Source organism: Mesorhizobium sp. L-8-10 (genome assembly GCF_016756635.1).
Taxonomy (GTDB): Bacteria; Pseudomonadota; Alphaproteobacteria; order Rhizobiales; family Rhizobiaceae.
In genome coordinates, this window is sequence record NZ_AP023263.1 from 3,410,951 (window position 1) to 3,437,216 (window position 26,266).

Genomic DNA, 26,266 nt, shown 5'->3' on the forward strand with positions numbered 1-26,266 from the left:
GTGGCCCGGATGGGCCGCGCCGGCGTTTGAGGTAAGGTGGATGCGTGAGCATCCACCAGGCATGGATGCGTCAGCATCCATGCCTGCTTCAGGGGAGCAGGTCACGAAGTTTCCTGCGCAGCAGCTTGCCCGTCTGACTGACGGGGAGCGCGTCCACCAGGTAAATCTCGCGTGGCTGCTTGATGCGGCCGAGCCTCTCGCGGATGTGCTGCCGGAGCCGCGGCATCACATCCGCTTCGCCGGCGCACGGGACCACGAAGGCGACCGGGCGTTCCTCGAATTCGGGATCGGGAACGCCGATCACACCGCATTCGGCAACGAACTCCGCCTCCTCGATGGCTGCCTCGATTTCCTGCGGATAGACGTTCACGCCACCTGAAATGATCATGTCGTCGAGACGGTCCGAGAGATAGAGATAGCCTCCGTCGTCGACATGGCCGACGTCGCCGAAGCTCTGCCAGCCCTGCCGTGATGTGCGTGTCGCCGTCTTGGCAGGCGCGCGGTGGTATTCGAAGCGCGGCAATCCCGAGAAGAAGACGCGTCCGGTCTCCTCCGGTCCCAGCTCTTCGTCATTCTCGCCGAGAATGTGCACGATGCCCTTCCGCGGCCTGCCGACCGATCCCGGCCGTCGCAGCCACTCGTCGCTGTCGATGAGCGTCAATCCCACGCCTTCCGTCCCGGAATAGTATTCCTGCAGGATCGGGCCCCACCAGTCGATCATCGCCTGCTTCAGGGCCGGGCTGCACGGTGCCGCACCGTGGATGGCGCGCCGGTGGCTTCGTCCCTGAAAGGCCGCGCGCGTCTCTGCCGGCAGATCGAGTAGCCGCCTGAACATCGTCGGCACCCATTGCGACAGGGTCAGCCCGTGCAGATCGATCAGTTCGAGGGCCCGCCGGGCCTCGAATTTTCGCATCAGCACCGTCGTGCCTCCAGCGGCCGTCACGGCCAGCACGAAACGGAGCGCGGCGGCATGATAGAGCGGGGCGGTCGAAAGATATCTCGTCGTGGAGTCCAGCCCGAAGATTTCGACCAGGTCTCGTGCGAAAGGCGGTAGCAGGCCGGCCTGGTCGACGCCGGGCATGGGGCGCATGATGCCCTTCGGTGCTCCCGTTGTTCCCGACGAATACATCATCAGGCTGCCGGGGCTTTCGTCCGGACGCGGCACGGCGGGGTGGTGACGGAGCTCCGGCTCCCAATCCCGGATGGTCGCGATCCCTTCGCCGAGCGAGCGGAATGTCACGGTCGGACAGAGCGACGGCAGTTCCCCGGCCAAATGCGCGAAATCCGCATGCGTGACCACGAGGACGGCTTCGCAATCGTCGATGATGTAGCGCGTCTCGGAGGCCGTCAGCGTGGTGGGCAAGGGGGTAAGGTAGACCCCGGAGCGATAGGCTCCCCAGCCGAGCGCGACCATGTCGGGCGAATTGCCGACCATCGCCGCCATGTGATCGCCGCGCACGAGGCCGGCGGCGGCGATCGCCCGCGCAAAGACGTTCGCCCGCTGCTCGAGATGCGAGAAGCACAGCGTCCTGCCGCCATCGGCGATCAAGGCAGGCCGGTCGGGCTCCCTATCCGCCCATTCCCGGAGCCCGACCCGCATCAGGAACCTCCGAGGACGACGGAAAGCGCCTCGAGACCGCCGGGGTCGTGCGGGCCGGCGACGAAGATCCCGCTTGCAGTGAATACGGGCGTCATCTCGACCGTGCCAGTCACCTTGCAGAAGATCAGGTTCCTGCCGCGCTTGGTCAATTGCACGCGCGATTCCACCCAATCGCCCTGTCGGACGGGTCGCAGATATTCCATCGACAGTGACGCCGTCGGTATGGACGTTACCCGCAGCTCCGCCGCAAGGCGCAGCGAATAGGCCGAGAAGTCCGCGAAGCTTGCCAGCATTCCGCCATGGCAGGTGCCATGATTGTTCATGTGCCTCGGCGAGCAGCGGAATCCCAGCACCAGCGCTCCGTTCTCCATCCGGCCGTAGAATTGGCCCATCATCATATGGAACCCGGTCCGGGGCAGGACCGGCAGGAAGCCTTCCGGCGGATTGTCGGGGAGGTCGCGCCCGACGAGTTCAGCGATCGGGCCGGCACGGTCTTCGATCATCTCAGAGATTCCTCGAGATGAGTTCCTTCATGATCTCCGATGTTCCGCCGTAGATGCGCTGAACGCGCGCGTCGGCATACAGGCGACAGATCTCGTATTCGCGCATGAACCCGTAGCCGCCGTGCATCTGGACGCCGGCATCGACGACGCGGCCTTGCATTTCGGAACACCAGAGCTTCGCCATCGACGCCTCGTAGGTGCTGAGTTCGCCCTTGAGATGCTTGGCGATGCATTGATCGACGAAGGCCCAGCCGACCGACAATTCGGTCTTGAGCTCGGCCAGTCGGTAGCGTGTGTTCTGGAAGTCGGCGACCGACTGACCGAAGACCTTGCGCTCGCGCACATAGTCGCGGGTGATGTCGTATGCCTTCTGCGCGGCGGCGATCGAGGTCACGGCGATGATCAGCCTTTCCTGCGGCAATTCGCTCATCAGCATGCCCATCGCACGCCCTTCGCCGCCCAGCGTGTTGGCGACCGGGACGCGTACGCCATCGAAGAAAAGCTCGGACGTGTCGGCGCTGATCTGACCGAGCTTGTCGAGGTTGCGTCCCCGCCGGAAGCCCTCCCGCGTGGCCTCGACCACGATCAGCGTCATGTTCCCCGAGCCGCGGCCGTCACCCGTGCGGGTCACAACGATGACGATGTCGGCGTGCTGTCCGTTGGAGATGAACGTCTTGGCGCCGTTGATCACCCAATGATCGCCGTCGCGTATGGCGCGGGTGCGGACCCCCTGCAGATCGGAGCCGGTTCCAGGTTCGGTCATCGCAATGGCGCAGACCAGGGAACCGTCCACCATTCCGGGCAGCCAGCGCGCCTTCTGCGCGTCGTCCGCCTGATGGAGCAGATAGCCGAGGCAGACATCGGAGTGAACCGATACGTCGGCGGCAGGGCCCATGAAGCCGGAGTAGGCGAGTTCCTCCGCCACCACGGTGTGCATGCGGAAGTCCGAGCCGATGCCGCCGAATTCCTCGGGCACGGTCGGGCAGAGAAACCCGCTCGTGCCCAGCCGACCCCAAAGCGATCGATCCACGATGCCGTCCGCCTCCCACTTCTGGAAGTTGGGGGCGATCTCTTCGGCGACAAAGCGGCGAAGGCTGCCGCGAAGGCTCTCGTGATCCTCGTCGTAGATGCTTCGGGCCGGTAGCATGAACTCTCCTCGGGCGGTGGCGAACGCCAACGCTATCTAATTCGGAAGAGTATCATAAGCTAGAGTATCGTTTTTACAAGGCCGACATTCGGGACCGCCGCCCTGTGCCCTCCAGTTCGTCCTCGTCATCGAGGTCGATCTCGCCGCCTGGACGTTCTACCGCCATGGACAGGAGATTCGTCTTCATGGCGAAGAGGGTTCGGGAGGTCAGTTCGAGATCTTCGCGAGGGATGCCCTTGAGAATACGGGCGTTGAAACTGTCGTTGATCGGACCGATCTGGTCGATCAGCTGCCGCGCCTTGTCGGTGAGAAAGACCCGCTTCACACGACGGTCCTTCTCGTCCGCACGACGCTCGACGAAGCCTGCCGCCTGCAGCCTGTCGATCAGGGAGCCCAAAGCCACTTTTCCGACGTCCAGTTCATTGGCGAGCTGTGTCTGAGGCAGGCCGTCATTTCGCGAGACGAAGGCCAGAACCCACCACTGGGAGCGAGTAATGTCCAACGGTGCCAGTTCACGATCGTATGTGACGCGCCGCAGTCGGGACACGTCGTGGATGAGGTAGCCAAGTCTGAGGTCCCAGGAGCGGGTATCGTTCATTGACGTCTCCAGCAGCAGCGAACGGTCGATTGATACGGAATCGACCTTGTTAGCTATCATATCATCTAGTGATTGAATGTGTGCAGGCATATTTTATGGCTATGGATATGTCGATGCCGCGCCGCGCCCTTCGGCACGATGCTTTACAAAGACGATACGTGGCCATATCGTACGGTATATTATTTTTTATGGCAGATAGGAGGATTCCTTGCGCAAGTCGAGAAAGGTCATCGTTAGCTGTGCAGTGACGGGCTCGATCCACACGCCGACCATGTCGCCCCACTTACCGGTCACCGCGGACCAGATCGCCAGCGAAGCGATCGCCGCCGCGGAGGCCGGCGCCGCGATCCTCCACCTTCATGCCCGCAACCCGAAGGACGGCTCGCCGAGCCAGGAACCGGAGCATTTCAAGCTGTTCCTTCCACGCATCAAGCAGAACTGCGATGCGGTCGTGAACATCACGACGGGCGGTGGGCTCGGGATGACGCTGGACCAGCGCCTCGCTGCGGCCATGTGGGCCAAGCCGGAGGTCGCGTCCATGAACATGGGCAGCCTGAACTTCAACATTTCCGGTGCCGCCGCAAAGATCAAGGACTTCAGGGAGGAATGGGAGCGACCCTATCTGGAGCGCACCAAGGACTTCATTCTCTCCAACACCTTCGCGCAGATCGAACGCGGCATCACCGAGCTTTCCGCCAACGGCACCCGCTTCGAGTTCGAGTGCTACGATATCGGCCACCTGTACAACCTGGCGCATTTCGCCGACCGGGGGATGGTCAAGGCGCCGTTCTTCATCCAGGGTGTTTTCGGCATTCTCGGCGGAATCGCGCCCGAGATCGAACATCTGATGCATATGCGGGAAACCGCCGACCGGCTGTTCGGCGAGGACTACTTCTTCTCTTGCCTTGGGGCAGGACGCCACCAGATGCCGCTCGCGACAGTGAACGCCATCAAGGGGGGACATGTGCGCGTCGGGCTTGAGGATTCCATCTATATCGGCAAGGGTGAACTGGCGAAATCCAATGCGGACCAGGTCGCCAAGATCATTCGCATCCTGAAGGAATTGTCGCTCGAGCCCGCGACGCCGCAGGAAGCACGCGAGATGCTCGGCCTTAAGGGTGCCGACAATGTGGGGTTCTAGGCAGGCTTCGGAAGAGTCTCCTACGGTTTGCGACAAGAACCTGCTTAGCCGGCTCTGAACCAGGCCCGCGCGCCCGTCATTTTGCGCGTTGCGCGGGTCTCATGAAAGAGGGAGTAAATGCCTGATCCGACGATGATCGCCGTGCCGATCAAGGTCCACATATCAGGCAGATGGGCGAATATCAGAAAGCCCCAGAGCGTGCTCCAGACTATCAGCGTGTACTGAAGCGGCGAGAGCACCACGGCCTCGCCGAGATCCAGTGCGCGCATGATGGACAGTTCGCCGCTGCCGGCGATGACGGAGATGCCGATCATCATCAGAAGCTGCGACAGGTCCGCCGGGTTCGTCCAGATGAAGGGAAGAGGCAGGCTGAGCAGGATGGCGGCGGTCAAGGCCGTGTAGGCCACCGTTGTGACCAGGGGATCCGCGCCGCTGACGCGCCTCGAGATTATCTGCCGGATCCCGAAAGCGGCACCGGACAAGATCACGAGAAAGATGGCCGGGTGGAAGGCATTGAAGCCGGGACGTATGATGATCATCGTACCGGCGAAGCCGAGTATCACGGCGATCCAGCGCTTCAGTCCGATGGTTTCGCCGAGGAGCAGTCCGGCAAGAACGGTAACGATGAACGGGGCGACGAAGCTCACTGCGGTCGCGTCCGCCAGGGGCACATAGGCGATTGCGAAAAGGAACGTCGTGGCGGCCACGACGACCGTCAGCCCTCGACAGAATTGGAGGAAGGGATAGCGGCTGCGCAGGATGTACGGGCCTTTCCAGGCAAGCAGGACGATCACGCCGCTCAACAAGCCCAGTTGTCTGAGCCAGGCGATCTGCAAGGGGCTCACAGACTGAGACAGCGACTTCGACAACATGTCGGACGTGCTGTAGAAGAAAAACCCCGCAAGCATGAACATGATCGCGCGAGCCGTCTCCTTCGATGTCGGCTTGCGTCTGTGCGGTGCCGCCGACGTCTCTTCACTTCCAGTCAATGTGTGGCCTCTCGGAAAAAAAGAGGCAGCGCCGTTTCGGCGCTGCCGAGGCGCCTGGGAGGAGGCGGTTATGCTCTGTTGTGTGCCTCGTCGGCCATCTGGCGTGCGATGATGAGCTTCATGATCTCGATGGAGCCGCCGGCGATCTTGGTGATGCGGGCGTCGGCATAGGCGCGGGCGATGGGCATTTCCCACATGTAACCCCAGCCGCCGAACAGCTGCAGGCACTCGTCCGCGGCCTTGCAATGGAGTTCGGTGGTCATCATCTTGGCCATGGCCGCGTCGACCGGGTCGAGCCGGCCCTGCATGAACAGCTCGATGCATTTGTCGGTGAAGACACGCATGGCGGTCGCCTGGGCCTTCAACTCGGCCAGCTTGAACTGAGTGTTCTGCTGGTCGAAGAGTGGCTTGCCGAAGGCATGACGGTTCATTGTGTAGTCGACCGTCCACTCGATGATGGTCTCGGCCACGGTTGCGGAGCGGATCGCCTGGGCCAGCCGCTCCTGCGCGAGCTTGGTCATCATCAGGGCGAAGCCCTTGCCTTCCTCGCCCAGCATGTTCTCGGGCGGCAGGCGCATATTGTCGAAGAAGAGCTCGGACGTGTCCTGGGCGAGCATGCCGAGCTTGTCGAGGTTCTTGCCGCGCCGGAAGCCCGGGCGGTTGCCCTCGACCAGGAACAGCGTCACGCCCTTGGCGCCGGCCTCGCTGTCGGTCTTCGTCGCGAGGACCAGCACGTCGCAGAGCTGGCCGTTGGAGATGAAGACCTTCTGGCCGTTGATCAGGAATTCGTTGCCGTCGCGTACGGCCTTGGTCCGGATGGCCTTGAGGTCGGAACCGGCATGCGGCTCGGTCATGCCGAGCGAGCCGATCCACTCGCCCGACACCATCTTGGGCAGGAATTTCCTCTTCTGCTCCTCGGTGCCGAAGGACAGGATATAGGTGGCCACGAGATCGGTGTGGATGAGGAAGCCTGGGCCCGAGGCGCCGGCCCGCCAGAGCTCCTCGAAGACGACGACGTCGAAGAGGTAATCGAGGCCGAGGCCACCGTATTCCTCGGGCACGGTGCAGCAGAGCATGCCCTGCGCGCCGGCCTTTCTCCACAGCTCGCGCGGAACGATGCCGTCCTTCTCCCACTGTGCGTGATAGGGAACGATCTCCTTGTCGACGAACTTGCGGACGCTGTGGCGGAACATCTCGTGTTCCTCGCGGAAGAGGGTGCGTTCGATCATCGAGGGTGCTTTCGTTTGTATGCTACCGTACTTTTAGCAGCCTCCAATGCCGTAAGCAACCGTACAGTTTGCGTGCTGACGTATTATTGGCAGTGTTCTCGAAGAGCCGCTCGATGGTCGGGAGCCGCAACGGATAGCAGCGCGTCCCGGCGGGCCGTATGTGACCGGCAGCGCAGGTCGGCGATGCCGTGTTCGGTCACGACGATGTCGATGTCGAACCGGCCGAGCGAGACCGGTCCGGTCGCCAGCTGGAGAGGGACGATACGGGACACCGCACCTTTCGACGCCGTCGCCGGCAGGCCGACGATCCGGAGGCCGTTCATCCCCCGTGCGCCGGCGGCAAAGTCGGAAGCGCCGCCTGGGCCGGACAGATATCCGGATGGCGTGGCTTCGGCATGAGCCTGGCCGTCAAGATCGACCTCGATCGCGGAGTTGATCGTCACGAGACGGTCGATACGCGCGAGACTTGCCACGTCATGCGTGAACGAGGGAGGGCGGAAGCTGAACTCTGGTCCCGAAATTGCATCATAGAGCTGGCGCGTGCCGATGGCCACGCCGGCAGTGATCGGGCTGTCCTTGCGCAACGCCCCGGCGCGCAACAGATGCAGCGTGGAATCCCCGATCAGGCCCGAATGGATCGCGAGGTCGCGCTTGGCCGTCAATCCGCGCAGCACGGCCTCGGGCACGCGTCCGAGACCGGCCTGGATCGTCGTGCCGTCGGGAACGAGCGTCGCGACATGGGCAGCGATCCGCGCGGAAACGTCGTCGACGCCCGGATCGGATTCCGGAAGCGCCTGTTCCGCCTCGATCAATGCAGCGAAACGCTCGACGGGAATGCCTGAAGTGCCGCGGGTCGTCGGCATCAGAGGATTGATATGACCGATGAGATGCGGGATGTGCTGCCATAGGTCCGCGATGAAATCCGTTACGGGGCCGAAGCTGCATCGGCCGGTCGCGTCGGGCGGCGCACACATGACGAGGGCAGCCTGCGGCGGATGTGCCGCCAGCCACTGGCGGATGCCCCGGTAGGACAGCGGCAGGAACTCGACGCGATCGCAGTCAGCGAACTCCGGCAGCATGAAGAATGTCGCAACCCGCGCCCCGGTGTCGAGCAGGTAGGAGGGGCGGTTCAGTCCCGCGACGAAGATGCTGGTGAAGGTGAGATCGGGACGGGAGAGGCCGGCAAGCCCCTCCCGGAAGATGCCGGATTCCGCCGAGCAGGCCGAAATCCAGCAGAGCGCGCCGTCCGGCAGGAAGCGCCCCAGCTCCGACGGCGAGATCTTCGGCGGCATCAGTCGACGTACTTGTGGAAGTCGGGCTTGCGCTTCTCGTTGAAGGCGTTGACGCCTTCCTTCGATTCATCCGTCGCGTAGTAGAGTTTTACGGCATGAAGCGCGAGATTACTGGTGCCGCGGATAGCATCGCTGTCCGCATTGAACGAGCGCTTCAGGAAGGCCAGCGCGGTCGGCGAACGCTCAGCCAGCGTATCCGTCCACTTGGTCACGGCGTCGTCGAGCTCCGCCAGCGGCACGACCTTGTTGATCAGGCCCATCTCCAGCGCCTGCTGCGCGGTGTATGTCTCGTTCAGGAACCAGATTTCGCGCGCCTTCTTTTCGCCGACCACGCGGGCGAGGAGGGCCGTGCCCCAGCCCGCGTCGAACGAACCGACCTTCGGACCGACCTGGCCCATCTTCGCCGTGTCGGCCGCGATCGCCAGGTCGCAGAGCGTGACGAGCACATGACCGCCGCCGATGGCGAAGCCGTTGATGCGTGCGATCACGGGTTTCGGCACGTCCCGGATCAGGCCCTGGAGCTCGTCGATCGGCAGCCCGACGACGCCGCGGCCGTCATAATTGCCTTCATGAGCGGACTGGTCGCCGCCGGTGCAGAATGCTTTGTCGCCAGCGCCCGTGAGCACGATGGACGACACGTCCTTGTCATTGGCCGCAAGGTGAAGAGCCTTGATCAGATCCTCCAGCGTCTGGCCGCGGAAGGCATTGTAGACTTTCGGCCGGTTGATCGTAAGCCAGGCCGCGCGGCCCTTCACTTCATAGATGATGTCGGAGAATTCGTGTGCCATATGATAATCCTGTTCTGGCGGGCGCGCCGCCCCAAGCTGGTCTGTGGCAAGTGGAAGCGGGTCGTCCGCCAGCCCGCTGCCCTGCGGTGTGAGGTGCAGTGCGCGTCACACCATATTCATGCCGCCTGAGACCGAAATGGCCTGGCCGGTGATGTAGCTGGCGTCCGAGGTGCCAAGGAAAGCGACGATGCCGGCATAGTCTTCGGGTTCGCCCATACGCTTGAGCGGAATGCCGCGCACCATTGCATCCTTCCACTTCTCGGCCTGTTCGCCGGTGCCCAGGACCGACTGCATCATGGGCGTGTTGGTCGGACCGGGGCAGACGCAATTGAGCAGCACATTGTTGCGGGCGAGCTCGCGCGCCACCGACTTGGTAAACGCGATTATGCCGCCCTTGCAGGCCGAATAGACCGCCTCGGTCGAAGTGCCGACACGGGCGGCGTCCGAGGCGATATTGACCACGCGGCCGCCGCCGCGCTCGACCATGCCGGGCAGCACCGCCTTGTGCATGTAGAGCGGGCCGCTCAGATTGATCGATATGATCTTGTCCCAGAGCGGCTTGTCGGTTTGCAGGAAGGGCGCCGGCTTGTCCCAGCCGGCATTGTTGACGAGCAGCCAGACCGGACCGAGTTCGGTCTCTACCTGCGCCACGGCCTTGTTGACCGCTTCCTGATCGGAAATGTCGACGCCGTAGATCCTGACTTCGCCATCCTTGGCGCGCGCCTCTTCAGCCGTAGCCTCGGCGGCTGCAGGATTGAGGTCGAAGACCGCCACTTTGCAGCCCTCGGCAGCCAGGCGCAGAGTGATGGCTTTGCCGATCCCCTGGCCTCCGCCGGTAACAATCGCGATTTTTTCCTCCAGATCGGACATGTGAACTCCCTTGGCCATGCGGAATCGAACGCGGCGCGCTCGATGGATGTCTGATGAGCGAATAATATGCTTGCGTACCATACGCTGGCAAGCTATTTCTGCAAGACGTTGGTGGAGACAGTCATGGCGCAGGCCAGCCTCAAATCGGTATCGGGATATCTTCCGCTTCTGCGTTTCGACCGCAAGGTGGCCCGTGGCGAGCTTCGCTGGTCGGGGCTCGGTGGTTCCGGACGCGGGCGCCGCTCCGTCGCCGGCTGGGACGAGGACGCCCTCACGATGGCGGTCGAGGCCGCGCGCGGCCTTGGAGCTGCCGATCCACTCGAGGGCGTGGTCTTTGCGTCGACCTCTTCCCCGTTCAGTGATCGTTCGATGGCCGGGCTTGTGGTCGAGGGGCTTCGACTTGATCCGAGCGTGTCGGCACAGGATGTCGCGAACTCGCGGCGTGCAGCCGTGACGGCACTTTTGAAAGCCCTGCGCGGCAGTTCGACCGAACTCGTCGTTGCCGGAGAAAAGCGCACCGTGAGGCCCGGCACCAGCCAGCACCTGAACTGGGGTGACGGGGCCGGCGCGGCGCTTGTGGGACCGGGCGACGGCCTGGCCGAGTTGCTCGGTGCAGCGACCATCAATGCCGATCTCCTCGACATATTCACGGATGCCGAGCATGGGCTTCCCTATGCGGCGGAAGACCGGTTCGTGCGCGATGAGGCCGTCAGGGAAATCTACGTTCCGGCGGTGAGGGCGGCGCTCGCCGATGCGGGAGTAGCGCCGGCCGACGTCGCTCTGGCGGTCATGCCGGAGAGCGTCGACGGCACCTACAAGGCGGTGGCGAAGTCCTGCGGATTGAACGCAGCGAATGTCTGTTCGGAGATCGCGGCGCAGGCCGGTGATCTCGGCGCGGCGATGCCGCTCTTCGGTCTTGCGCTGGCTCTCGACAGGGCCGAACCGGGCTCGAAGCTGCTGGTAGCTGGCTTCGGCAATGGCGCGGACGTGCTGGTTCTCGAGGCAACGGGCACCGCCAATGGGCAAGCCGCCAGGGCCTTGAGCCGGGGCGTGGTGCTCGCCTCCTATTCGCGGTTCCTGAGCTTGACCGGCATGTTGCCCTTGGACTGGGGTCCCCGTGCGGAGGTCAACCAGAAGGTCGCGGCGTCGACATTGCTTCGACATGGAAGGGACATGCACGGCTTCGTTGGCGGACGGGACCGGAAAGGCAACGTCCAGTTCCCGAAGACTCCGATCCCGGTCCGTCCCGACGCGCAGGGTCTTGAAGAGTATGAGGACGTTCCGCTGGCGGACGTGCCGGCAAGGATCGTGTCCATCACAGCCGATCGGCTCAATTTCACGCCCGACCCGCCGTTCTATTTCGGCCTTGTTCAGTTCGACAACGGCGCGCGTGTGGCGATGGAGCACTGCGATATCGAAGGCCGCAGCCCCGAAGTCGGTGACCGCGTGCGGATGCGGTTTCGCGTCAAGGCGATCGACCGGCAGAGACATTTCCGCACCTATTTCTGGAAGGCAGCGCCGGTCGAGCGCCCCGAACTCCCGCCTGAACCCCAGAAGGAGGCCTGAAAAGATGGCGAGCGGCATCAAGGACAAGGTCGTCATCCTCGGCATGGGTTGCACCGAGTTCGGCGAGCGCTGGGATATGTCGTCCGACATGCTCATGGTCGAAGCCTTCGCTGAAGCCCTGGCGGATGCCGGCATCGAGAAGGGGCAGATCGAGGCGGCCTGGCTCGGTTCGGCGCTCGACGACTTCAACGTCGGCAATTCCGCACTTCCGCTCGCCACCGCGCTGCGCCTCCAGAATATCCCGGTGACGCGCGTCGAGAACATGTGCGCGACCGGGACGGAGGCACTGCGCGGCGCGGTCTATGCGGTGGCCTCGGGCGCGGTCGACATCGCCATGGCGCTCGGCGTGGAAAAGCTGAAGGACACCGGCTTCGGTGGTCTGCCGATCCGCACCAAGGGCTCCGTCAATGACCTCTGGATGCCCTACGGCTCGGCGCCGGGCACGTTCGCCCAACTCGCCGGCGCCTACCGTGCCAAGCACGGCATTTCGGCGCAGGATCTGAAGCGTGGCATGGCGCATGTCAGCTGGAAGAGCCACCAGAACGGCGCGAACTCACCCAAGGCACATCTGCGCAAGTCGGTCGACATGGAGACCATCATCAACGCGCCTCTGATCGCCGACCCCCTCGGGCTGTTCGACTGTTGCGGTGTGTCGGACGGGGCGGCCTGCGCCATCGTCACGACGCCGGATGTGGCGAAAAGCCTGGGCAAGGCCCGCGACGACCTCGTCGCGGTCAAGGCGTTGCAGATCTGTGCCTCCAACGGGTGGGAAAGCCAGTACGGCGATTGGGACGGCGCGTCGGTGCGCAATACGCAGGTGGCGGCCGGCCGCGCCTACAAGGAAGCCGGTATCAGGGAGCCCAGGGCCGACATCAGCATGGCCGAGGTGCATGACTGCTTCTCGATCACCGAGCTTGTCACCATGGAAGACCTTGGGCTCTCGGCGGAAGGTCGCGCGACATACGATGTCCTCGATGGCCGCTACGACCGTGACGGAGCGCTGCCTGTTCAGATCGACGGCGGCCTGAAATGCTTCGGTCATCCGGTCGGCGCATCGGGCCTGCGCATGGCCTATGAGGTGCATACGCAACTGCTCGGCCGTGCGGGGCAGCGCCAGCTGCGAAGGGTCGACTTCGGACTCACCCACAATCTCGGGGGCCAGCCATCAAATTCGGTGTCATCCGTGTCGATCTTCGGCCGCTTGTGAGGAGGAACTGACATGGCCGGACGCTGGTTTGAGCAGTTCGTCGATGGTGAAACGATCGTCCACGATACTCGGCGCACAGTGACGGAGACGGACAACGTTATCTTCACCACGCTCTCGATGAACCCGGCGGCTATCCATCTCGATCACGACTATTCGTCGCAAACCGAATTCGGCAAGCCGCTGATGAACTCGGTCTTCACGCTGGGCCTGGTCGTCGGGTTGACTATCGCCGACACGACGCTCGGCACCACCGTTGGCAATCTCGGTTTCGAGGAAGTGAAATACCCGAAGCCGGTTTTCGCGGGAGACACGATCCGCGCCGAGACCACGGTTGTGGCCAAGCGCGAGTCAAAGTCGCGTCCGACCCAGGGCATCGTCACCTTCATCCACCGCGGCATCAACCAGCGCAATGAGGTGGTCTGCGAATGCCGCCGCCTGGCGCTGATGATGAAAGCGCCGGCATGAGACTGACCTCGCTCCTCTTCGTGCCGGCCGACTCGGAGAAGAAGTTCGAGAAAGCCAAGGGCGTCAGCGCCGACGGGCTGATCCTCGACCTGGAGGACTCGGTAGCCCCGCCGAACAAGGCAGCGGCCCGGCAGACCCTGTCGAGTTGGATCGACGCGGCGAACGGCAAGCGCGACTGGACCTTCTGGGTACGAGTCAACCCGCTCGACACCGGAATAACCGCCGACGATCTGAAAGCCGTGGTGCGCCCTGGTCTAGACGGCATCGTGTTGCCGAAGTCGAACGGCGGACAGGATGTCGAAACCGTTGCGGCCATGATCAATCCGCTCGAGGCTACGGCTGGCATGCCGAACGGACACGTCAAGATCATCGTCGTCGCCACCGAGACGGCCGCGGCAATGTTCAACCTCGGCTCCTATGCGCCAGCGCATCCCCGACTGGTGGCGCTGACCTGGGGCGCGGAAGATCTTGGCGCCGTCATTGGCGCCACCGCCAACAAGGAAGCCGACGGCAGCTGGACCCAGCCCTATCAACTCGCGCGGTCGCTCTGTCTGTTCGCCGCAGCGAATGCGGGCGTACAGGCGCTCGACACGCTCTACGCCGACTTCCGCGACCCCGACGGACTGGAAGCGTCATGCCAGGTGTCGCGGCGCGATGGCTTCACCGGTCGCCTTGCAATCCATCCCGAACAGGTGGCCGGCATCCGGCGCGCATTTGCGCCAAGCGAAGCCGACCTGGCCCTGGCGCGGCGGATTGTGACAGCATTCGACGAAAATCCGGGCCTCGGCACGATCGGTCTGGACGGCAAGATGTATGACATACCCCACCTGAAGCAGGCCCGGCGCACGCTGGCCTCGGTGGGCTAAAGAGGGAGGATTCCGTGGCTGGCAGCGCAGAAGAACGCGAAGACACGCTCAACTCCATTCGTGACGGCGTTCGCGGTGTCGTTCGAAAATTCGATGCCGAATACTGGCTGGAGCGCGATGAGGACGGAAAGTTTCCGGACGAGTTCCATCGTGCCATGGCGGACGCCGGCTGGCTCGGCATCACCATGCCCGAGGAATATGGCGGCTCGGGGCTAGGTGTGACGGAAGCCGCGGTTATGATGCATGAGGTCGCCAACAATGGCGGCGGCATGGCGGCGGCCTCATCCGTACACATCAATCTGTTCGGTCCGCACCCGATCGTTGTATTCGGCAATCACGAGCAGAAGTCGGAATGGATTCCGCGGTTGGTCGCGGGTCAGGACAAGGTCGCGTTCGGCGTCACCGAGCCCGATGCCGGCCTGGACACGACTCGCATCAAGACCTTCGCTGAAAAAGTGCCGGGCGGCTACAGGGTTCGCGGCCAGAAGGTCTGGACTTCGACCGCGCAGGTCGCGTCGAAGATCATGCTGCTCACTCGCACCACGCGCTACGAAGATTGCAGGCGCCCGACCGACGGCATCACGATTTTCTACACCGATCTCGACCGCAAGCATATCGAGGTGCAGCGAATCCCGAAGATGGGCCGCAAGGCGGTCGATTCCAATGCGATCTTCATCGAGGACCTTTTCATCCCCGACGAGCACCGCATTGGCGAGGAGGGCAAGGGCTTCTCCTACATCCTCCACTCGCTGAACCCGGAGCGGATCCTCGTAGGCACGGAAGCGGTGGCCATCGGCCGGGATGCACTCTCCCGTGCGGCGAAGTATGCCAAGGAGCGCGTCGTGTTCGGCCGCCCGATCGGTCAGAACCAGGGCATCCAGCATCCGCTCGCCGAACGCTGGATGTATCTCGAATCCGCCTGGCTGATGCTGATGAGGGCCGCCGAGCTCTATGATTCTCACAAGCCCTGCGGCGCGGAGGCGAACGCGGGCAAGTTCCTCGGCGCGCGCGCCGGCTTCGACGCCTGCATGCAAGCCGTGCTCACCCATGGCGGATTCGGTTACGCCAAGGAATACCATGTCGAGCGCCTGCTGCGCGAAGTGACAGTGACGCGCATCGCGCCGGTGACCGAGCAGCTCATCCAGAGTTTCATCGCCGAGAAGGTCCTCGATCTTCCGAAGAGCTACTGACGGCTCCCGTTCGCGGGAGTCTTGAGTGATCAATCCAGGAGTACGCGTTCATGGGCCTGATGGACGGAAAAGTCGTGATCGTTACCGGCTCGGCGCGCGGCGTCGGCAGGGCCGTCGCGGTGGAGATGGCGCGCGCGGGTGCCGCCGTCGTAGTCAACGACCTCGGCGTGTCGCTGACGGGGCAAAGTGAGGGCGATACGCAGCCGGCGCTGGAGGTCGTTCACGAGATCGAGGCGCTCGGCGGGCGCGCCATCGCGAATTTCGGATCGGTCGCATCGTGGGACGATGCGCATGCGATGGTGCAGGCCGCGCTCGACAATTTCGGCCGCATCGATGCCGTGGTCAACAATGCCGGCAACCTGCGCGACGTGCTCTTCCACAAGATGACTGAGGAGGACTTCGACGCAGTCGTTGCCGTGCATCTGAAGGGCAGCTTTAATGTTTCGCGCGCCGCCGCGCCGCACTTCAAGACGCAGGCGAGCGGCGCCTATGTCCACATGGCGTCGACCTCGGGCCTGATCGGCAATTTCGGACAGGCGAACTATTCGGCCGCCAAGCTCGGTATCGTTGCACTCTCTAAGTCGATCGCGCTGGACATGCAGCGCTTCAACGTACGTTCCAACGCTGTCGCCCCCTTCGCCTGGACGCGCATGGTCTCGTCGATCCCTACCGACACGCCGGAACAGCAGAAGCGTGTCGAGGGCCTGAAGAAGCTGATCCCGGAGAAGGTCGCGGCACTTTGCGTCGCGCTCTGCGCTGACGACGCCAAGGGCGTGACAGGCCAGGTCTTCGGCTCGCGCAACAACGAGATCTATCTGTTCTCCCAGCCGCGTCCGGTCCGCACCGCGCATACCAGCGACGGCTGGACACCGGAAGCCATCGTCGAGCGCGTCTTTCCGCAGTTCGAGAACGATTTCTATCCGCTTCACCGCTCCGGCGACGTGTTCACCTGGGACCCCGTCTGATGGCCTTCGATCCGGAACGTATGCGCAACTGGGATTTCGGCGAGCAGCGGCAAAGCTACGATGCGCGCGACGCGATCCTCTACGCCCTGGGCGTCGGCCTGCCCATCGCGCCTGGCGAGAGCCACGATCTCGACTTCCTGCTCGAGGATCGGCTGCGCGTGCTGCCCGCCTTCGCTGTGACGCTCGCAACGCCGGGCATGTGGCCAAAGACCCCGGCGCTCGAGGTCGACTGGGTGAAGGTCCTGCACTTGGCGCACGCGGCGCGGTTCCACATGGCGCTGCCGGTCAAGGCCGATGTCGTAAGCCGTGCGGCGATCACCGGGCTCTATGATCGCGGCGCCGAGAAGGGCGCCGTCTGCATCCTGCGGCGCCAGATCAACAACGCGGCCGACGGCACCCTCTACTGTACGATCGACCAGACGGTGGCGTTGCGCGGCAATGGCGGATTTGGCGGCGAGCCGCTCCCCAGGGCGGCGCGTCCGGAAATGCCTGCGCGTGCGCCGGACCATGTCGAGGCCGTCGCGACCTCGCAGAGGGCCGCGCTGATCTACAGGCTCTCGGGCGATTACAACCCGCTGCATGCCGACTATGACGTCGCGCGCAAGGCCGGATATGACCGGCCGATCCTGCACGGCCTGGCATCCTATGGCACGGTCTGCGCCGTCGTGCTCCGTGCGTTCTGCGGGGGAAACCCCGCGCTCATGAGATCACTCAGCCTGCGCTTCGCAGGCGTGGTGATGCCTGGCGACCGGCTGGACTTCTCCTGCTGGAAGGAAGGCAGCCAGATCCTGTTCGAGGCCAAGGTTGGCGAGCGCACGGTGCTCGATCAGGGCGTGGCCGAGATCGTCTGAAACAGGCTTATGGGGCGCGCATGAAGACATGGTTCATCACCGGTGCGACGCGCGGCCTTGGACTGGAGACGGCGCGGGCGGCACTGGCGGCTGGCGACCAGGTCGTGGCGACGGGCCGTGATCTGCCCAGGCTGCGCGAAGCGCTTGTCGGTCACGACGACCGCCTGCTGTCGCTCGCCCTCGACGTGACCGATCAGGCTGATGTCGAGAGAGCGGTAGAATCTGCTGCCGCCCGTTTCGGCCGCATCGACGTGCTGGTCAACAATGCCGGTTATGGCCAGCTCGGTGCGTTCGAAGAAACATCGGCCGAAGCCATCGAACGTCAGTTCGAGACGAATGTCTTCGGCGTCTTCCGGGTCACGCGCGCGGTGCTTCCGCCCATGCGCCGGCAGCGATCGGGTCACATCATCACCATCTCGTCCATGGTGGGTCTCGTCGGTGTCGACGGTGGTTCCGTCTATTGCGCGTCGAAATTCGCGGTGGCCGGATGGTCGGAAGCGCTCAGCCTCGAACTTGCGCGGTTCGGCATCCGCGCGACCTCGGTCCATCCCGGCTATTTCCGTACCGATTTCCTCGATCGAAGCTCGATGCGCCTCGCCGACCTGTCGATCGACGACTACCGGGAAACGACGGAACGGTCGACCAGGCGGCGCGACTCGGTCAATCGGCGGCAGGCAGGCGATCCGGCCGCCTTCGGGCGCGCCATGGTCAAACTCGCCAATGCCGAGGAGCCGCCAGTTCGTCTCGCTGCAGGGAGCGACGCGGTTCAGGTCATGGCCGACAAGGGCACTTCGCTTCTGGAAAGCGCGAAAGCCTGGCGTGATCTGTCGACCTCTACCGACTTCGCGGAAGGAGCCTGATCGTCGCTCAGGCGACCAGTCGAAAGCGAAGGCGGTCGATCTCGTCCGCGCTCAATCCGAGCCGAGCCTGGACATAGGATTCAGTATCGTCGAAATCCCGCTCGATCGTCGCGAACATGGCGGCGAGATAGTCCGGATCGGCGGCGATGACCGGCTCGATCAGACGGTCGGCATGCGTCACATATCCGAGTGCGCTGTTGTGATTGCTGAAACGTTCGCGCAAGAGGTCGCGCACCGCGTTCGTCTTGAGATAGTCCTCCATGATGTCGGTACGGGAAACGCCGAGCAGATCGAGCAGCAGCGCCACACCCACGCCGGTGCGGTCCTTGCCGGCCGCACAATGGAGCGCGACGGGCTGTGGGCACTCGAGCACGGTGCGGAAATAGTGCGCATAGATCGCCGCAAACCTGTCCGGCAGGTCCACATAGATCGCCTTCATGACGGAAGCACAGGCCTCGGGGGTCGACTCTGCGTCTGCCAGAACGGCACGCAGGTCGCCGTGGCGGACATCGTGCGGTGTGGTCGCCACGTTGAAATCGGAAAGCGAAAGCAGCGGAGAGGGACGGCGTTTCTTCTCGGTGTCGCTGCGCAGGTCGAAGACCGTGGTGACGGCGAGGCTGCGCATGCCCGCAATTCCGCTCGCGCCGATGCCATGAAACTCCCCGCTGCGATAGAGCGACGCGGTCTTGAGCCTGCCGCCGCGGGCCGGATATGCGGCGACCGCGCGAAAGTTCAATGTGCCGTCGAGAGCCAGCTGATCCATATTGCCTCCTGCCGCGTCGGGGGTATCGCAGTGGAGCGCCGCGATCAATACACGGCTCGGCCGCCCGAAAGGTCGAATGTCACGCCGGTGTTGAAGCTGCAGGCGTCCGAGGAGAGCCACGCGACGAGCTCGGCCGCCTCCTCGGGCCGTCCCATGCGCTCCATGGGGATCTTCGCCAGCGAAGCGGCCATGGCGTCCGGCGCGCGTTCGACCGTATCGGCGACCAATGGCGTGTCGAAGACGGTCGGGCAGATCGCATTGACCAGAACCCCTGTCTTGGCCAGTTCCTTGCCTAGCGACTTGGTGAGTCCGATCACGCCAGCCTTCGCGGCGACATAGCAGGCCATGAACGGATTGCCGTCCTTCCCGGCCTGGCTCGTCGTGTTGATGATGCGGCCCCAGCCCTGCGCGACCATGCCTGGCACGAAGGCGCGGCAGGTGTGGAAGACGCTGTCGAGGTTGATGGCGGTCGCCAACCGCCAGTCCTCATATGTCAGCTCCGCGAGGGGCGCGACGCGGGTGGAATGGCCGGCGCAGTTGAACAGGATATCGAGACCGCCCCAGCGGGCCAGGAGCGCCTTTGCTGCCGCGTCGACGGCGTCGCCCTTCGAAACGTCGACCGACGCGATATGGACTTCGCCCAGGGGTTCGAGCTCATCGCGGGCGCGCTGGAGCTTGGCCATGTCGCGACCCCACAGTTCCACCGACGCGCCCGAGTGGAGAAAAAGCTGCGCCGAGGCGTAGCCGATGCCGGAGCCCCCGCCGGTCACCAGGGCGCGTTTGCCCTTCAGATCGTAGATGTTCATGCGAAATCCCTCCCGAGCATATGGCGCGCGACGATGAGCTTCATGATCTGCGGCGTGCCGTCGGCGATGATCTGGCCGAGCACGTCGCGGTAACGCTGTTCGACGGAAAAGTCCTGCGTGTAGCCGTAGTGGCCATGCAGCACGAGGCAGTCGCGGATGACGTCGGCGCAGAGGGTGGGGCCCTCGGCCTTGCACATCGCGGCTTCGGCGGTATGCGGCAGACCCTGGTCGCGGAGCCACAGCGTGCGGTAGCAGAGCCAGCGCAGCATCTCGAGCCTGGACCGTGCTTCCGCGAGCGGGAACGACACCCCCTGGTTCCTGGAGATAGGCTGGCCGAATGCCCGCCGATCCTTCACATAAGCGACCGTTTCCTCCAGAGTCTGCTCGGCCGCGCCGAGACACATCAGCCCGATCAGCGCGCGTGTATAGTCGAATGTCTGCATCACCTGGGTGAAGCCGGCATTCTCCGGCCCGATCATGTTGGCGGCGGGGATCCTGACATTGTCCAGGAAAAGCGAGCCGCGCACGATGCCCCTCGCGCCCATGTCCTCGTAAGGTGTCCTTGAAAGGCCGGGTGTGTCGAGAGGCAGGAGGAAGGCCGAGACGCCGGCGGCCTTCTTCTCCGGCGCGGTTTTGGCGAAGAGTATGCCGGCCGAGGCCGCCATCAGGAGTGTGACAGCCGACTTCTCGCCATTGACGACGTAGTCGTCGCCGTCGCGCTCGGCCCTCGTTCGGATGGATGCCGCATCGGACCCGCAATGCGGTTCGGTGAGCAGCACGCTGATCACCTTTTCGCCCGACGCCATCGGCCGCAGCCAGGTCTGGCAGAGTTCCGGCTTGGCGAAGCGGCTCAATATGTCGCCGGCAAAGCAGGAATTGAGGATGCCGTAGCAGACATTGAAGTCTCCCCTCGCGATCTGCTCTATGGCCAGTCCTGCCTCGAGATAGGAGAGGCCGGTGCCGCCGAGGTCTTCCGGCACGCGAAGCCCGAACACGCCCATGTCGCCGAGGCGCGGCCAGAGCGCGGCCGGAAACTCACGCGCGCGGTCCCACCGGGTGTAGTGCGGAGCAAGTTCCACACGGGCAAAATCGGCGAGCGAGTGCCGCAGCAGCGCCTGTTCCTCCGTCAGTGCGAAATCCATCCTCGCCTCCCCTTCGACATAATGTGCGCAAGCGTATTGAATGCTAACGAATTGAGTTTTGAATGACAACGGGCTTGCCGAGGTGAGTTTGACTCATGTAGCGTATGGTGTGGACGCGTACCATCGAGGGAGGTCATGATGGCGTTGGCTAGATCCAGTTCCAGTCGGACGGGCATGCTCGAAACGTCCTACTGGCCGGCAACCGACGATCAGCCGTTGCGCCACGTCACTCTCGGCGACGCGTTGAGAGACGCGGCAGAAAAAGTGCCGGAAAGGCTGGCTTTGGTCGAGGGAAACCGGGATGTGGGCCGTAGCTGGACATATGAACAGCTGCTCGACGTCTCGCTGCGTACTGCGCGCGCATTGCTGGCTCGCTTCCGTCCCGGCGAGCGCGTGGGCTTCTGGGCGCCCAACGTCCCGGATTGGATACCTACGCTCTATGGCTGCGCCTTCGCGGGCATCACGCTGGTAACGGTGAACCCGGCTTACAAGCGCCGGGAGATGGAGTATGTGCTGTCGAAGTCCCGCGCGGCGGGGGTGGTCCATGCCGGCGCATACCGTGGCTTCGACATGGCTGCGGCGATCGCCGAGGCCGCGCCGAACCTGCCAGGCCTACGTGAGGTCATCCCTGTGTCGGATGTCGAGGCCTTCCTCGACGAGGGCTCCCCGTCGGCCAGTCTGCCGCCGGTTTCGCCTGATGATCCGTCCGTCATCATGTTCACTTCAGGCACGACGGGCGCGCAGAAGGGCGTGATCTTCAACCATGTCGGCGTGGCCAACATGACCAACTTCACTCAGCGGCGCGGTGGCCTCAAGGAAGGCGGAGTGTTCGTCAACCCGATGCCGATGTTCCATATCGGATCGCTCGGCCATGCCGGCATCGGCTCCGTGATGCTGAACGCGACGCATGTCCTGATGCCGGAATGGGATGCGGAGAACTACATGGCGCAGGTGGAGCGCCATGGCGGGACCTTCTCCCTGCTCGTTCCCACCATGATCGAGCAACTTCTCGTGCATCCCGCGCGCTCGAGCTACGACCTTTCGACGCTGCGCAACCTGACCTCCGGCGCATCGGTCGTGGAAGCTCGACTCATCCGCGCGACCAGGGAGCAACTGGGAGCCACGATATCGAATATCTACGGCCAGACCGAAATGCAGGGCAGCGTCACGGGAACCTGTCCCGACGACTGTGAGGAGGACCTCGCCGCTACGATCGGCCGGCCCCTGCCGCATATGGAGGTGCGCATCGCCGATCCTGCCACCGGTGCTACGGTCCCGCTCGGCGAGCAGGGCGAAATCCAGACGCGCGGCTACCAGAACATGATCGGCTATTTCGATATGCCGGACGAGACGGCGTGCGCCATCCTTCCGGACGGCTGGCTGCGTTCTGGGGATCTGGGATCGATGGACGAGCGCGGCTTTCTGAAGATCACGGGCCGTATCAAGGACATGATCATCCGCGGAGGGGAGAACATCTATCCGCGCGAGATCGAGCTTGTCCTTCTGGAGGACAAGCGGCTTGCGGATGTCGCGGTGGTCGGCGTGCCGGATCCGCAGTGGGGAGAGCAGGTCGGCGCCGTGCTCCAGCCGAAGGATGCGTCGGACATTCCCGATATCGGCGAACTCTTTGCCCGGTGCCGGAGCGAACTCGCACACTACAAGGCGCCGAGGCTGTGGTTCGTGATGGAGAACCTGCCGCGGACTGAAACGGGCAAGCTCCAGAAATTCAAACTGGTCGATGCGATATGCGCAGGGGCACTCTTGCCTTATGCGCGGACCTGATCGGGGATCATCAGTAAGCTAAACTCACCATCGATTTTATCAAGTGCCAAATTGTTAGTTGAAAATTGAGGAAAATAGCCATTTTCAGGCCAGTCGTCATGTGGTAATTGTAGCTTAGTAAGCTAGCGGACGAAACGTGGAGAAGCGTCGTGAAGCAAGCCGTCGACCGAATGAGGCAAGTGGTCGAAGCTCCGATGGAGTACGCTGCGGAGTGGAAAGCCAAAGTCGGCCGTCAGGTCGTCGGGCTGCTCCCGATGCATTTCCCTGGAGAACTGGCGCATGCGGCCGGCTGTCTTCCCGTCGTGCTGCAGGATGACGCGGAGCCGATCACCGTCGGCCAGTCGAACGTCTTCAATTTCTACTGCGGCTTCAATCGCTCGATCATCGACCAGACGATGCGCGGGCGCTTCGACGGCCTCGATGCCATCATGTTCGGCGACCACTGCGTCCAACTGCTCGGCACCGCCGACGTGATCCGGGCGGAAAAGCCGGACCTGCCGATCCTCTTCAACCAGTTGTGCACGACCTTGGACGCGAACTGGGCGTATCGCGAGACCCTCGGCACCTTTGCTCAGCTGTGGAAGGAGTTGGAGACGCTGACGGGCAGGGAAGTGACGGCAGATGCCGTGCGATCGTCGATCAGGCTCTTCAATCGCAATCGCACGCAGATGCGCTCGCTCTACCGCATGCGGCGCGACGGCGAGATCGCGATCTCCGGGCGCGACATGCAGGCGGTGGTGAAGTCGTCGATGACGATGGACCGTGAGGAGCATGTCGACCTCATGGATCAGCTTCTGGCGGGTGCTCCGCGTGTTCGAGCGGGGAGTGCCGATGTTCCGGTCTATCTTTCCGGACACATGTGCCACGCGCCCAAGCCTGAGATCATGGATATGATCGAAGAGAGCGGAGCGCGCGTCGTCAATGACGATCTCTTCGTCGGCTGGCGCTTCATCCATGCCGACATGGACGAAACCGTCCCGCCGCTGGACGGGATGGCGCGCTGGTACATCGAGAAGAACCGGCGTCTGCCCTGTCCGACCCGCGTCATCAAGGGAATGGATTGGGAGGACTACCTTCTCGCCGACGTCGAACGCTCGGGCGCGCAGGGGCTCGTCATCCTCATGGTCAAGTTCTGCGAGCCGCACATGTATTTCTACCCCGAGATCAAGGAAGCCTTCGAGGTGCGCGGGATTCCGCATCTGCTCATCGAGACGGAGCACGAAGAGATGCCACTGGAAGCCCTGAAGACAAGGGTCGAGACCTTCGTTGAAATCGCCAAGCGTCGCGCCGCAAGCAAGGCTGCCTAACTCTTTGTTTTTGCGCAATTCCGGACGCAAAACCGCTGCGCACTTTTGCTGGAACTGCTTTAGGAGGACCATCATGGAAAACGTCGTTACGATACCGAATTCCAAACCTGCCTTCGGCAATGGAGAAAAGGCCAACAAGCTGAAGAGCACGCGTTTCGGCAGCAAGCTGGTCAACGACTATTGGAGCGGTGTGTTCGCCGCCAGGGAGGAGGGCAAGAAGGTCGTCTGGTACAACGGCACCTATATCCCCCCGTTCTTCCACGCTCATGATCTGGTCTGGGTCCACGGCGAGGCATGGTCGGCGATGCTGGCTGCCAGGCATCAGGAGATCGGTGCCCAGGCACGCGGTGAGCAGCGCGGCTACGATCGGGAACTGTGCTCCTATGCACGCACCCATATCGGCCAGATGCTGATCGAGTTGGACAAGGCCAAGTCGGGCGAGGGGGGCGCGAGCCTCGACGATCCGCGCATCCAGGCGATGCTGAAGCTTCCGCCGCCCGACATGATCGTGAACGCCTATCCCTATTGCTCCTCCGGCCAGCAATGGGACGACATCACATACCGCGTGTTCGGCAAGAAGGTGCCGATGTTCACCATCCAGATCCCTCTTCTGTGGGGCGGGCGGCAGGACGCCGGTTACCTTCGGGGCGAGGAGTGGGAGCAGCGTTCGCGCTACGTCGCCGACCAGTTGATCGAACTCACCAGGTTCCTTGAGGACAACACCGGCCGCAAGTTCAATTTCGACCGGCTCTCCGAGACGATGAGCTATATCAGGAAGGCGGCGGAGTTGCGCCTTGAAGGCATGGCGCTGTGCACGGCACGCCCGGCGCCGGCTAGCTTCTTCGACTGGATCGTCTCGATCGCGCCGATGAGCTTCCTGCCCGGCGACCAGAACATCGTCGACTACTTCCAGGGCGTGAAGGACGAGATCGTCGAGCGCCTCGCTGCCGGCGAGGGGGCTGTGAGGAACGAACGCTACCGTCTGTTCTTCGACGGCATGATGAACTGGAACAAAGTGGGTTGGCTGGCCGACAAGTTCGCCCAGGTCAACGCCTGCGTGGTGGCCGGGCGCTACACCCACATGTCGTTCTGGCAGGAGCCGCAGCTCATCGACCTCGGTGACCCGGTGCTCGGAATGGCGCAGAACTACCTCGTCTGCCCGAACAACCATGGTGCGCCGATCATGATCGGCGAGATCGAGAAGCTCTGCGACAAATACGAACTCGACGGCGTGGTATGCCATGCCTCGCGCACCTGCCGCGGGATGACCAATGCCCAGTTCCTGATCGCGAATTCGGCGAAGAAATACGGCCGCCAGGCCATGTTCTTCGAGGGCGATGTCGCCGACGAGAGCTTCTACAAGGACGAACTCCTCAACGTTCGCCTCGAAGCGATGGTGGAGGCGATGGAAGCAAAGCGCAGAGCCGCCTGAAATCCGGGATTCCGGGCCGCCTGACACTAATATGCTTGCGTACGATAATGATGATTACTAGAGTTGGGCGAGTTCCAACGGGAGGTATCGCCTGATGTCCACCGCCGCTCCACAACGGTCGCCGTTCGCCATGACCGAGGCACGTGTCCTGATCGCGGGGGGGACTGCCGGTGTCGGTCTCGCCACGGCCGAGCGCTTTGCGGCGCTCGGCGCGCCGCACGTGACCATCAATGGGAGAAATGCCGAGCGCGGAGAGAAGGCGAGGGCCGCCGTGCAGGAGCGCTACCCTGCCTGCAAGGTGCACTTCGTCGCCGCCGACACGTGCTTGACCGAGCAGGCGATCGAAGCCGGACGCAAGGCCGAGGAACTGATGGGGGGCGTGGACGTGCTCGTCAATTCGACGGTCAGCGCCTATCCCTATCCGACCCTCTTCCACAAGATCGACATAAGGGATATCCAGGGCATGGTGCTCACGCAGGTGATGTCCCATTTCCTGCTTGCCCGCGTAGTGATGGACGGCATGCGCGCAAGGGAGAACGGGGCCATCATCAGCGTCGCTTCCGACGCCGGAAAGGTCACCACGCCAGGCGAGTCGATCATCGGCGGGCTGATGGCGGCGATCGTCATGTTCAGCCGAACCCTCGCCATCGAAGCCAAGCGCTCCAACATCCGGGTGAATTGCGTGACTCCGTCCATCATCGAAGGGACGCTCACCTACGATACCGTCATGGGAGGCGAGTTCTCCAGCAAGCTCTTCTCCAAGGCGATCGGGATGGCTCAACTCGGCGTGGTCAATGCCGAGGACATGGCCGGATTGATCACCTTCCTCGCCAGCCCGGCGGCGGCGAAGCTCACCGGCCAGGCGATCAGCCTGAACGGCGGCATCTCGGCGGCGTGAGGAGACAGG

25 protein-coding genes are annotated in these 26,266 nt (G+C 63.4%); 13 read left to right on the plus strand and 12 right to left on the minus strand.

What is annotated here, in order from left to right; all coding sequences use genetic code 11:
* Window positions 1-88: 88 nt before the first annotated feature.
* From JN280_RS15780 to JN280_RS15795, 4 genes are all read right to left on the minus strand, one after another.
* Complete coding sequence (locus JN280_RS15780) at window positions 89-1,600, minus strand: AMP-binding protein (protein ID WP_202313401.1); 1,512 nt, start codon at window positions 1,598-1,600, stop codon at window positions 89-91.
* Window positions 1,600-2,103 carry a PaaI family thioesterase gene (locus JN280_RS15785; RefSeq protein ID WP_202313402.1) on the minus strand — a complete coding sequence of 168 codons (504 nt, stop codon included), beginning with the start codon at window positions 2,101-2,103 and terminating at the stop codon, window positions 1,600-1,602. The genes JN280_RS15780 and JN280_RS15785 overlap by 1 nt, the downstream gene beginning before the upstream one ends.
* Window position 2,104: 1 nt before the next feature.
* Window positions 2,105-3,250, minus strand: a complete 1,146-nt coding sequence (locus JN280_RS15790) for an acyl-CoA dehydrogenase family protein (RefSeq protein WP_202313403.1) — start codon at window positions 3,248-3,250, stop codon at window positions 2,105-2,107.
* A gap of 73 nt (window positions 3,251-3,323) precedes the next feature.
* Window positions 3,324-3,848, minus strand: a complete 525-nt coding sequence (locus JN280_RS15795; RefSeq protein WP_202313404.1) for a MarR family winged helix-turn-helix transcriptional regulator — start codon at window positions 3,846-3,848, stop codon at window positions 3,324-3,326.
* 208 nt (window positions 3,849-4,056) lie between these two features.
* Between JN280_RS15795 and JN280_RS15800 the strand changes: the two genes are divergently transcribed.
* Window positions 4,057-4,989, plus strand: a complete 933-nt coding sequence (locus JN280_RS15800) for a 3-keto-5-aminohexanoate cleavage protein (RefSeq protein ID WP_202313406.1) — start codon at window positions 4,057-4,059, stop codon at window positions 4,987-4,989.
* 44 nt (window positions 4,990-5,033) lie between these two features.
* Here JN280_RS15800 and JN280_RS15805 read toward each other — a convergent pair whose 3' ends face one another.
* The 5 genes from JN280_RS15805 to JN280_RS15825 form a co-directional block, all read right to left on the minus strand.
* Window positions 5,034-5,978, minus strand: a complete 945-nt coding sequence (locus tag JN280_RS15805) for a DMT family transporter (protein WP_202313408.1) — start codon at window positions 5,976-5,978, stop codon at window positions 5,034-5,036.
* 68 nt (window positions 5,979-6,046) lie between these two features.
* On the minus strand, window positions 6,047-7,207 hold the full coding sequence (locus tag JN280_RS15810; RefSeq protein WP_202313410.1) for an acyl-CoA dehydrogenase family protein: 1,161 nt from the start codon (window positions 7,205-7,207) through the stop codon (window positions 6,047-6,049).
* A gap of 83 nt (window positions 7,208-7,290) precedes the next feature.
* Window positions 7,291-8,499 (minus strand): acetyl-CoA hydrolase/transferase family protein, encoded by a 1,209-nt coding sequence (locus tag JN280_RS15815; RefSeq protein WP_202313412.1) that lies wholly within the window; start codon window positions 8,497-8,499, stop codon window positions 7,291-7,293.
* The gene (locus JN280_RS15820; protein WP_202313414.1) at window positions 8,499-9,287 is read right to left on the minus strand and encodes an enoyl-CoA hydratase-related protein; all 789 of its coding nucleotides are present in this window, start codon (window positions 9,285-9,287) and stop codon (window positions 8,499-8,501) included. Before JN280_RS15820 ends, JN280_RS15815 begins: the two co-directional genes overlap by 1 nt.
* Before the next feature lie 105 nt (window positions 9,288-9,392).
* On the minus strand, window positions 9,393-10,157 hold the full coding sequence (locus JN280_RS15825; protein WP_202313416.1) for a glucose 1-dehydrogenase: 765 nt from the start codon (window positions 10,155-10,157) through the stop codon (window positions 9,393-9,395).
* A 123-nt stretch (window positions 10,158-10,280) separates the two neighbouring features.
* Between JN280_RS15825 and JN280_RS15830 the strand changes: the two genes are divergently transcribed.
* Genes JN280_RS15830 through JN280_RS15865 form a run of 8 tightly spaced genes read left to right on the plus strand, consistent with a single transcriptional unit; the run spans window position 10,281 to window position 18,127 of the window.
* On the plus strand, window positions 10,281-11,723 hold the full coding sequence (locus JN280_RS15830) for a hypothetical protein (RefSeq protein ID WP_202313418.1): 1,443 nt from the start codon (window positions 10,281-10,283) through the stop codon (window positions 11,721-11,723).
* Window positions 11,724-11,727: 4 nt separating this feature from the next.
* Complete coding sequence (locus JN280_RS15835; protein ID WP_202313420.1) at window positions 11,728-12,930, plus strand: acetyl-CoA acetyltransferase; 1,203 nt, start codon at window positions 11,728-11,730, stop codon at window positions 12,928-12,930.
* 12 nt (window positions 12,931-12,942) lie between these two features.
* On the plus strand, window positions 12,943-13,395 hold the full coding sequence (locus JN280_RS15840; protein ID WP_202313422.1) for a MaoC family dehydratase: 453 nt from the start codon (window positions 12,943-12,945) through the stop codon (window positions 13,393-13,395).
* Complete coding sequence (locus tag JN280_RS15845; protein WP_202313425.1) at window positions 13,392-14,261, plus strand: HpcH/HpaI aldolase/citrate lyase family protein; 870 nt, start codon at window positions 13,392-13,394, stop codon at window positions 14,259-14,261. The genes JN280_RS15840 and JN280_RS15845 overlap by 4 nt, the downstream gene beginning before the upstream one ends.
* Window positions 14,262-14,275: 14 nt before the next feature.
* Entirely contained in the window at window positions 14,276-15,451 is a 1,176-nt protein-coding gene (locus tag JN280_RS15850) for an acyl-CoA dehydrogenase family protein (RefSeq protein WP_202313427.1), read from the plus strand.
* 50 nt (window positions 15,452-15,501) lie between these two features.
* Window positions 15,502-16,416 (plus strand): SDR family NAD(P)-dependent oxidoreductase, encoded by a 915-nt coding sequence (locus JN280_RS15855; protein ID WP_202313429.1) that lies wholly within the window; start codon window positions 15,502-15,504, stop codon window positions 16,414-16,416.
* Window positions 16,416-17,267, plus strand: coding sequence for a MaoC/PaaZ C-terminal domain-containing protein (locus tag JN280_RS15860; RefSeq protein ID WP_202313431.1), 852 nt, complete (start codon window positions 16,416-16,418; stop codon window positions 17,265-17,267). The genes JN280_RS15855 and JN280_RS15860 overlap by 1 nt, the downstream gene beginning before the upstream one ends.
* 20 nt (window positions 17,268-17,287) lie before the next feature.
* A complete protein-coding gene (locus JN280_RS15865; RefSeq protein WP_202313433.1) occupies window positions 17,288-18,127 on the plus strand; it encodes an oxidoreductase in 840 nt (279 codons plus the stop codon).
* Window positions 18,128-18,134: 7 nt separating this feature from the next.
* Here JN280_RS15865 and JN280_RS15870 read toward each other — a convergent pair whose 3' ends face one another.
* Genes JN280_RS15870 through JN280_RS15880 form a run of 3 tightly spaced genes read right to left on the minus strand, consistent with a single transcriptional unit; the run spans window position 18,135 to window position 20,838 of the window.
* On the minus strand, window positions 18,135-18,890 hold the full coding sequence (locus JN280_RS15870) for a tyrosine-protein phosphatase (RefSeq protein ID WP_202313435.1): 756 nt from the start codon (window positions 18,888-18,890) through the stop codon (window positions 18,135-18,137).
* Between the two features lie 44 nt (window positions 18,891-18,934).
* Window positions 18,935-19,696 (minus strand): SDR family NAD(P)-dependent oxidoreductase, encoded by a 762-nt coding sequence (locus tag JN280_RS15875; RefSeq protein ID WP_202313437.1) that lies wholly within the window; start codon window positions 19,694-19,696, stop codon window positions 18,935-18,937.
* Window positions 19,693-20,838: an acyl-CoA dehydrogenase family protein gene (locus JN280_RS15880; RefSeq protein WP_202313439.1), complete on the minus strand. Its 1,146-nt coding sequence runs from the start codon at window positions 20,836-20,838 to the stop codon at window positions 19,693-19,695. The genes JN280_RS15875 and JN280_RS15880 overlap by 4 nt, the downstream gene beginning before the upstream one ends.
* Before the next feature lie 138 nt (window positions 20,839-20,976).
* On the opposite strand from JN280_RS15880, the gene JN280_RS15885 reads away from it, so the two are divergent.
* The 4 genes from JN280_RS15885 (at window position 20,977) to JN280_RS15900 (ending at window position 26,257) form a co-directional block, all read left to right on the plus strand.
* Window positions 20,977-22,620 carry a class I adenylate-forming enzyme family protein gene (locus JN280_RS15885; protein WP_202313441.1) on the plus strand — a complete coding sequence of 548 codons (1,644 nt, stop codon included), beginning with the start codon at window positions 20,977-20,979 and terminating at the stop codon, window positions 22,618-22,620.
* Between the two features lie 149 nt (window positions 22,621-22,769).
* A complete protein-coding gene (locus JN280_RS15890) occupies window positions 22,770-23,927 on the plus strand; it encodes a 2-hydroxyacyl-CoA dehydratase subunit D (RefSeq protein WP_202313443.1) in 1,158 nt (385 codons plus the stop codon).
* 73 nt (window positions 23,928-24,000) lie between these two features.
* Window positions 24,001-25,359 carry a 2-hydroxyacyl-CoA dehydratase subunit D gene (locus tag JN280_RS15895; protein ID WP_202313445.1) on the plus strand — a complete coding sequence of 453 codons (1,359 nt, stop codon included), beginning with the start codon at window positions 24,001-24,003 and terminating at the stop codon, window positions 25,357-25,359.
* Window positions 25,360-25,453: 94 nt separating this feature from the next.
* A complete protein-coding gene (locus tag JN280_RS15900) occupies window positions 25,454-26,257 on the plus strand; it encodes an SDR family NAD(P)-dependent oxidoreductase (RefSeq protein WP_202313447.1) in 804 nt (267 codons plus the stop codon).
* The last annotated feature ends 9 nt before the right edge of the window (window positions 26,258-26,266 follow it).

Coding starts and splice junctions, on each gene's coding strand:
- JN280_RS15840 (WP_202313422.1), top strand. CDS start 12,943: ATGGCCGGACGCTGGTTTGAGCAGTTCGTCGATGGTGAAACGATCGTC.
- JN280_RS15900 (WP_202313447.1), top strand. CDS start 25,454: ATGTCCACCGCCGCTCCACAACGGTCGCCGTTCGCCATGACCGAGGCA.
- JN280_RS15865 (WP_202313433.1), top strand. CDS start 17,288: ATGAAGACATGGTTCATCACCGGTGCGACGCGCGGCCTTGGACTGGAG.
- JN280_RS15815 (WP_202313412.1), bottom strand. CDS start 8,499: ATGCCGCCGAAGATCTCGCCGTCGGAGCTGGGGCGCTTCCTGCCGGAC.
- JN280_RS15835 (WP_202313420.1), top strand. CDS start 11,728: ATGGCGAGCGGCATCAAGGACAAGGTCGTCATCCTCGGCATGGGTTGC.
- JN280_RS15860 (WP_202313431.1), top strand. CDS start 16,416: ATGGCCTTCGATCCGGAACGTATGCGCAACTGGGATTTCGGCGAGCAG.
- JN280_RS15795 (WP_202313404.1), bottom strand. CDS start 3,848: ATGAACGATACCCGCTCCTGGGACCTCAGACTTGGCTACCTCATCCAC.
- JN280_RS15785 (WP_202313402.1), bottom strand. CDS start 2,103: ATGATCGAAGACCGTGCCGGCCCGATCGCTGAACTCGTCGGGCGCGAC.
- JN280_RS15885 (WP_202313441.1), top strand. CDS start 20,977: ATGGCGTTGGCTAGATCCAGTTCCAGTCGGACGGGCATGCTCGAAACG.
- JN280_RS15780 (WP_202313401.1), bottom strand. CDS start 1,600: ATGCGGGTCGGGCTCCGGGAATGGGCGGATAGGGAGCCCGACCGGCCT.
- JN280_RS15855 (WP_202313429.1), top strand. CDS start 15,502: ATGGGCCTGATGGACGGAAAAGTCGTGATCGTTACCGGCTCGGCGCGC.
- JN280_RS15810 (WP_202313410.1), bottom strand. CDS start 7,207: ATGATCGAACGCACCCTCTTCCGCGAGGAACACGAGATGTTCCGCCAC.
- JN280_RS15845 (WP_202313425.1), top strand. CDS start 13,392: ATGAGACTGACCTCGCTCCTCTTCGTGCCGGCCGACTCGGAGAAGAAG.
- JN280_RS15870 (WP_202313435.1), bottom strand. CDS start 18,890: ATGGATCAGCTGGCTCTCGACGGCACATTGAACTTTCGCGCGGTCGCC.
- JN280_RS15830 (WP_202313418.1), top strand. CDS start 10,281: ATGGCGCAGGCCAGCCTCAAATCGGTATCGGGATATCTTCCGCTTCTG.
- JN280_RS15820 (WP_202313414.1), bottom strand. CDS start 9,287: ATGGCACACGAATTCTCCGACATCATCTATGAAGTGAAGGGCCGCGCG.
- JN280_RS15880 (WP_202313439.1), bottom strand. CDS start 20,838: ATGGATTTCGCACTGACGGAGGAACAGGCGCTGCTGCGGCACTCGCTC.
- JN280_RS15875 (WP_202313437.1), bottom strand. CDS start 19,696: ATGAACATCTACGATCTGAAGGGCAAACGCGCCCTGGTGACCGGCGGG.
- JN280_RS15895 (WP_202313445.1), top strand. CDS start 24,001: ATGGAAAACGTCGTTACGATACCGAATTCCAAACCTGCCTTCGGCAAT.
- JN280_RS15825 (WP_202313416.1), bottom strand. CDS start 10,157: ATGTCCGATCTGGAGGAAAAAATCGCGATTGTTACCGGCGGAGGCCAG.
- JN280_RS15790 (WP_202313403.1), bottom strand. CDS start 3,250: ATGCTACCGGCCCGAAGCATCTACGACGAGGATCACGAGAGCCTTCGC.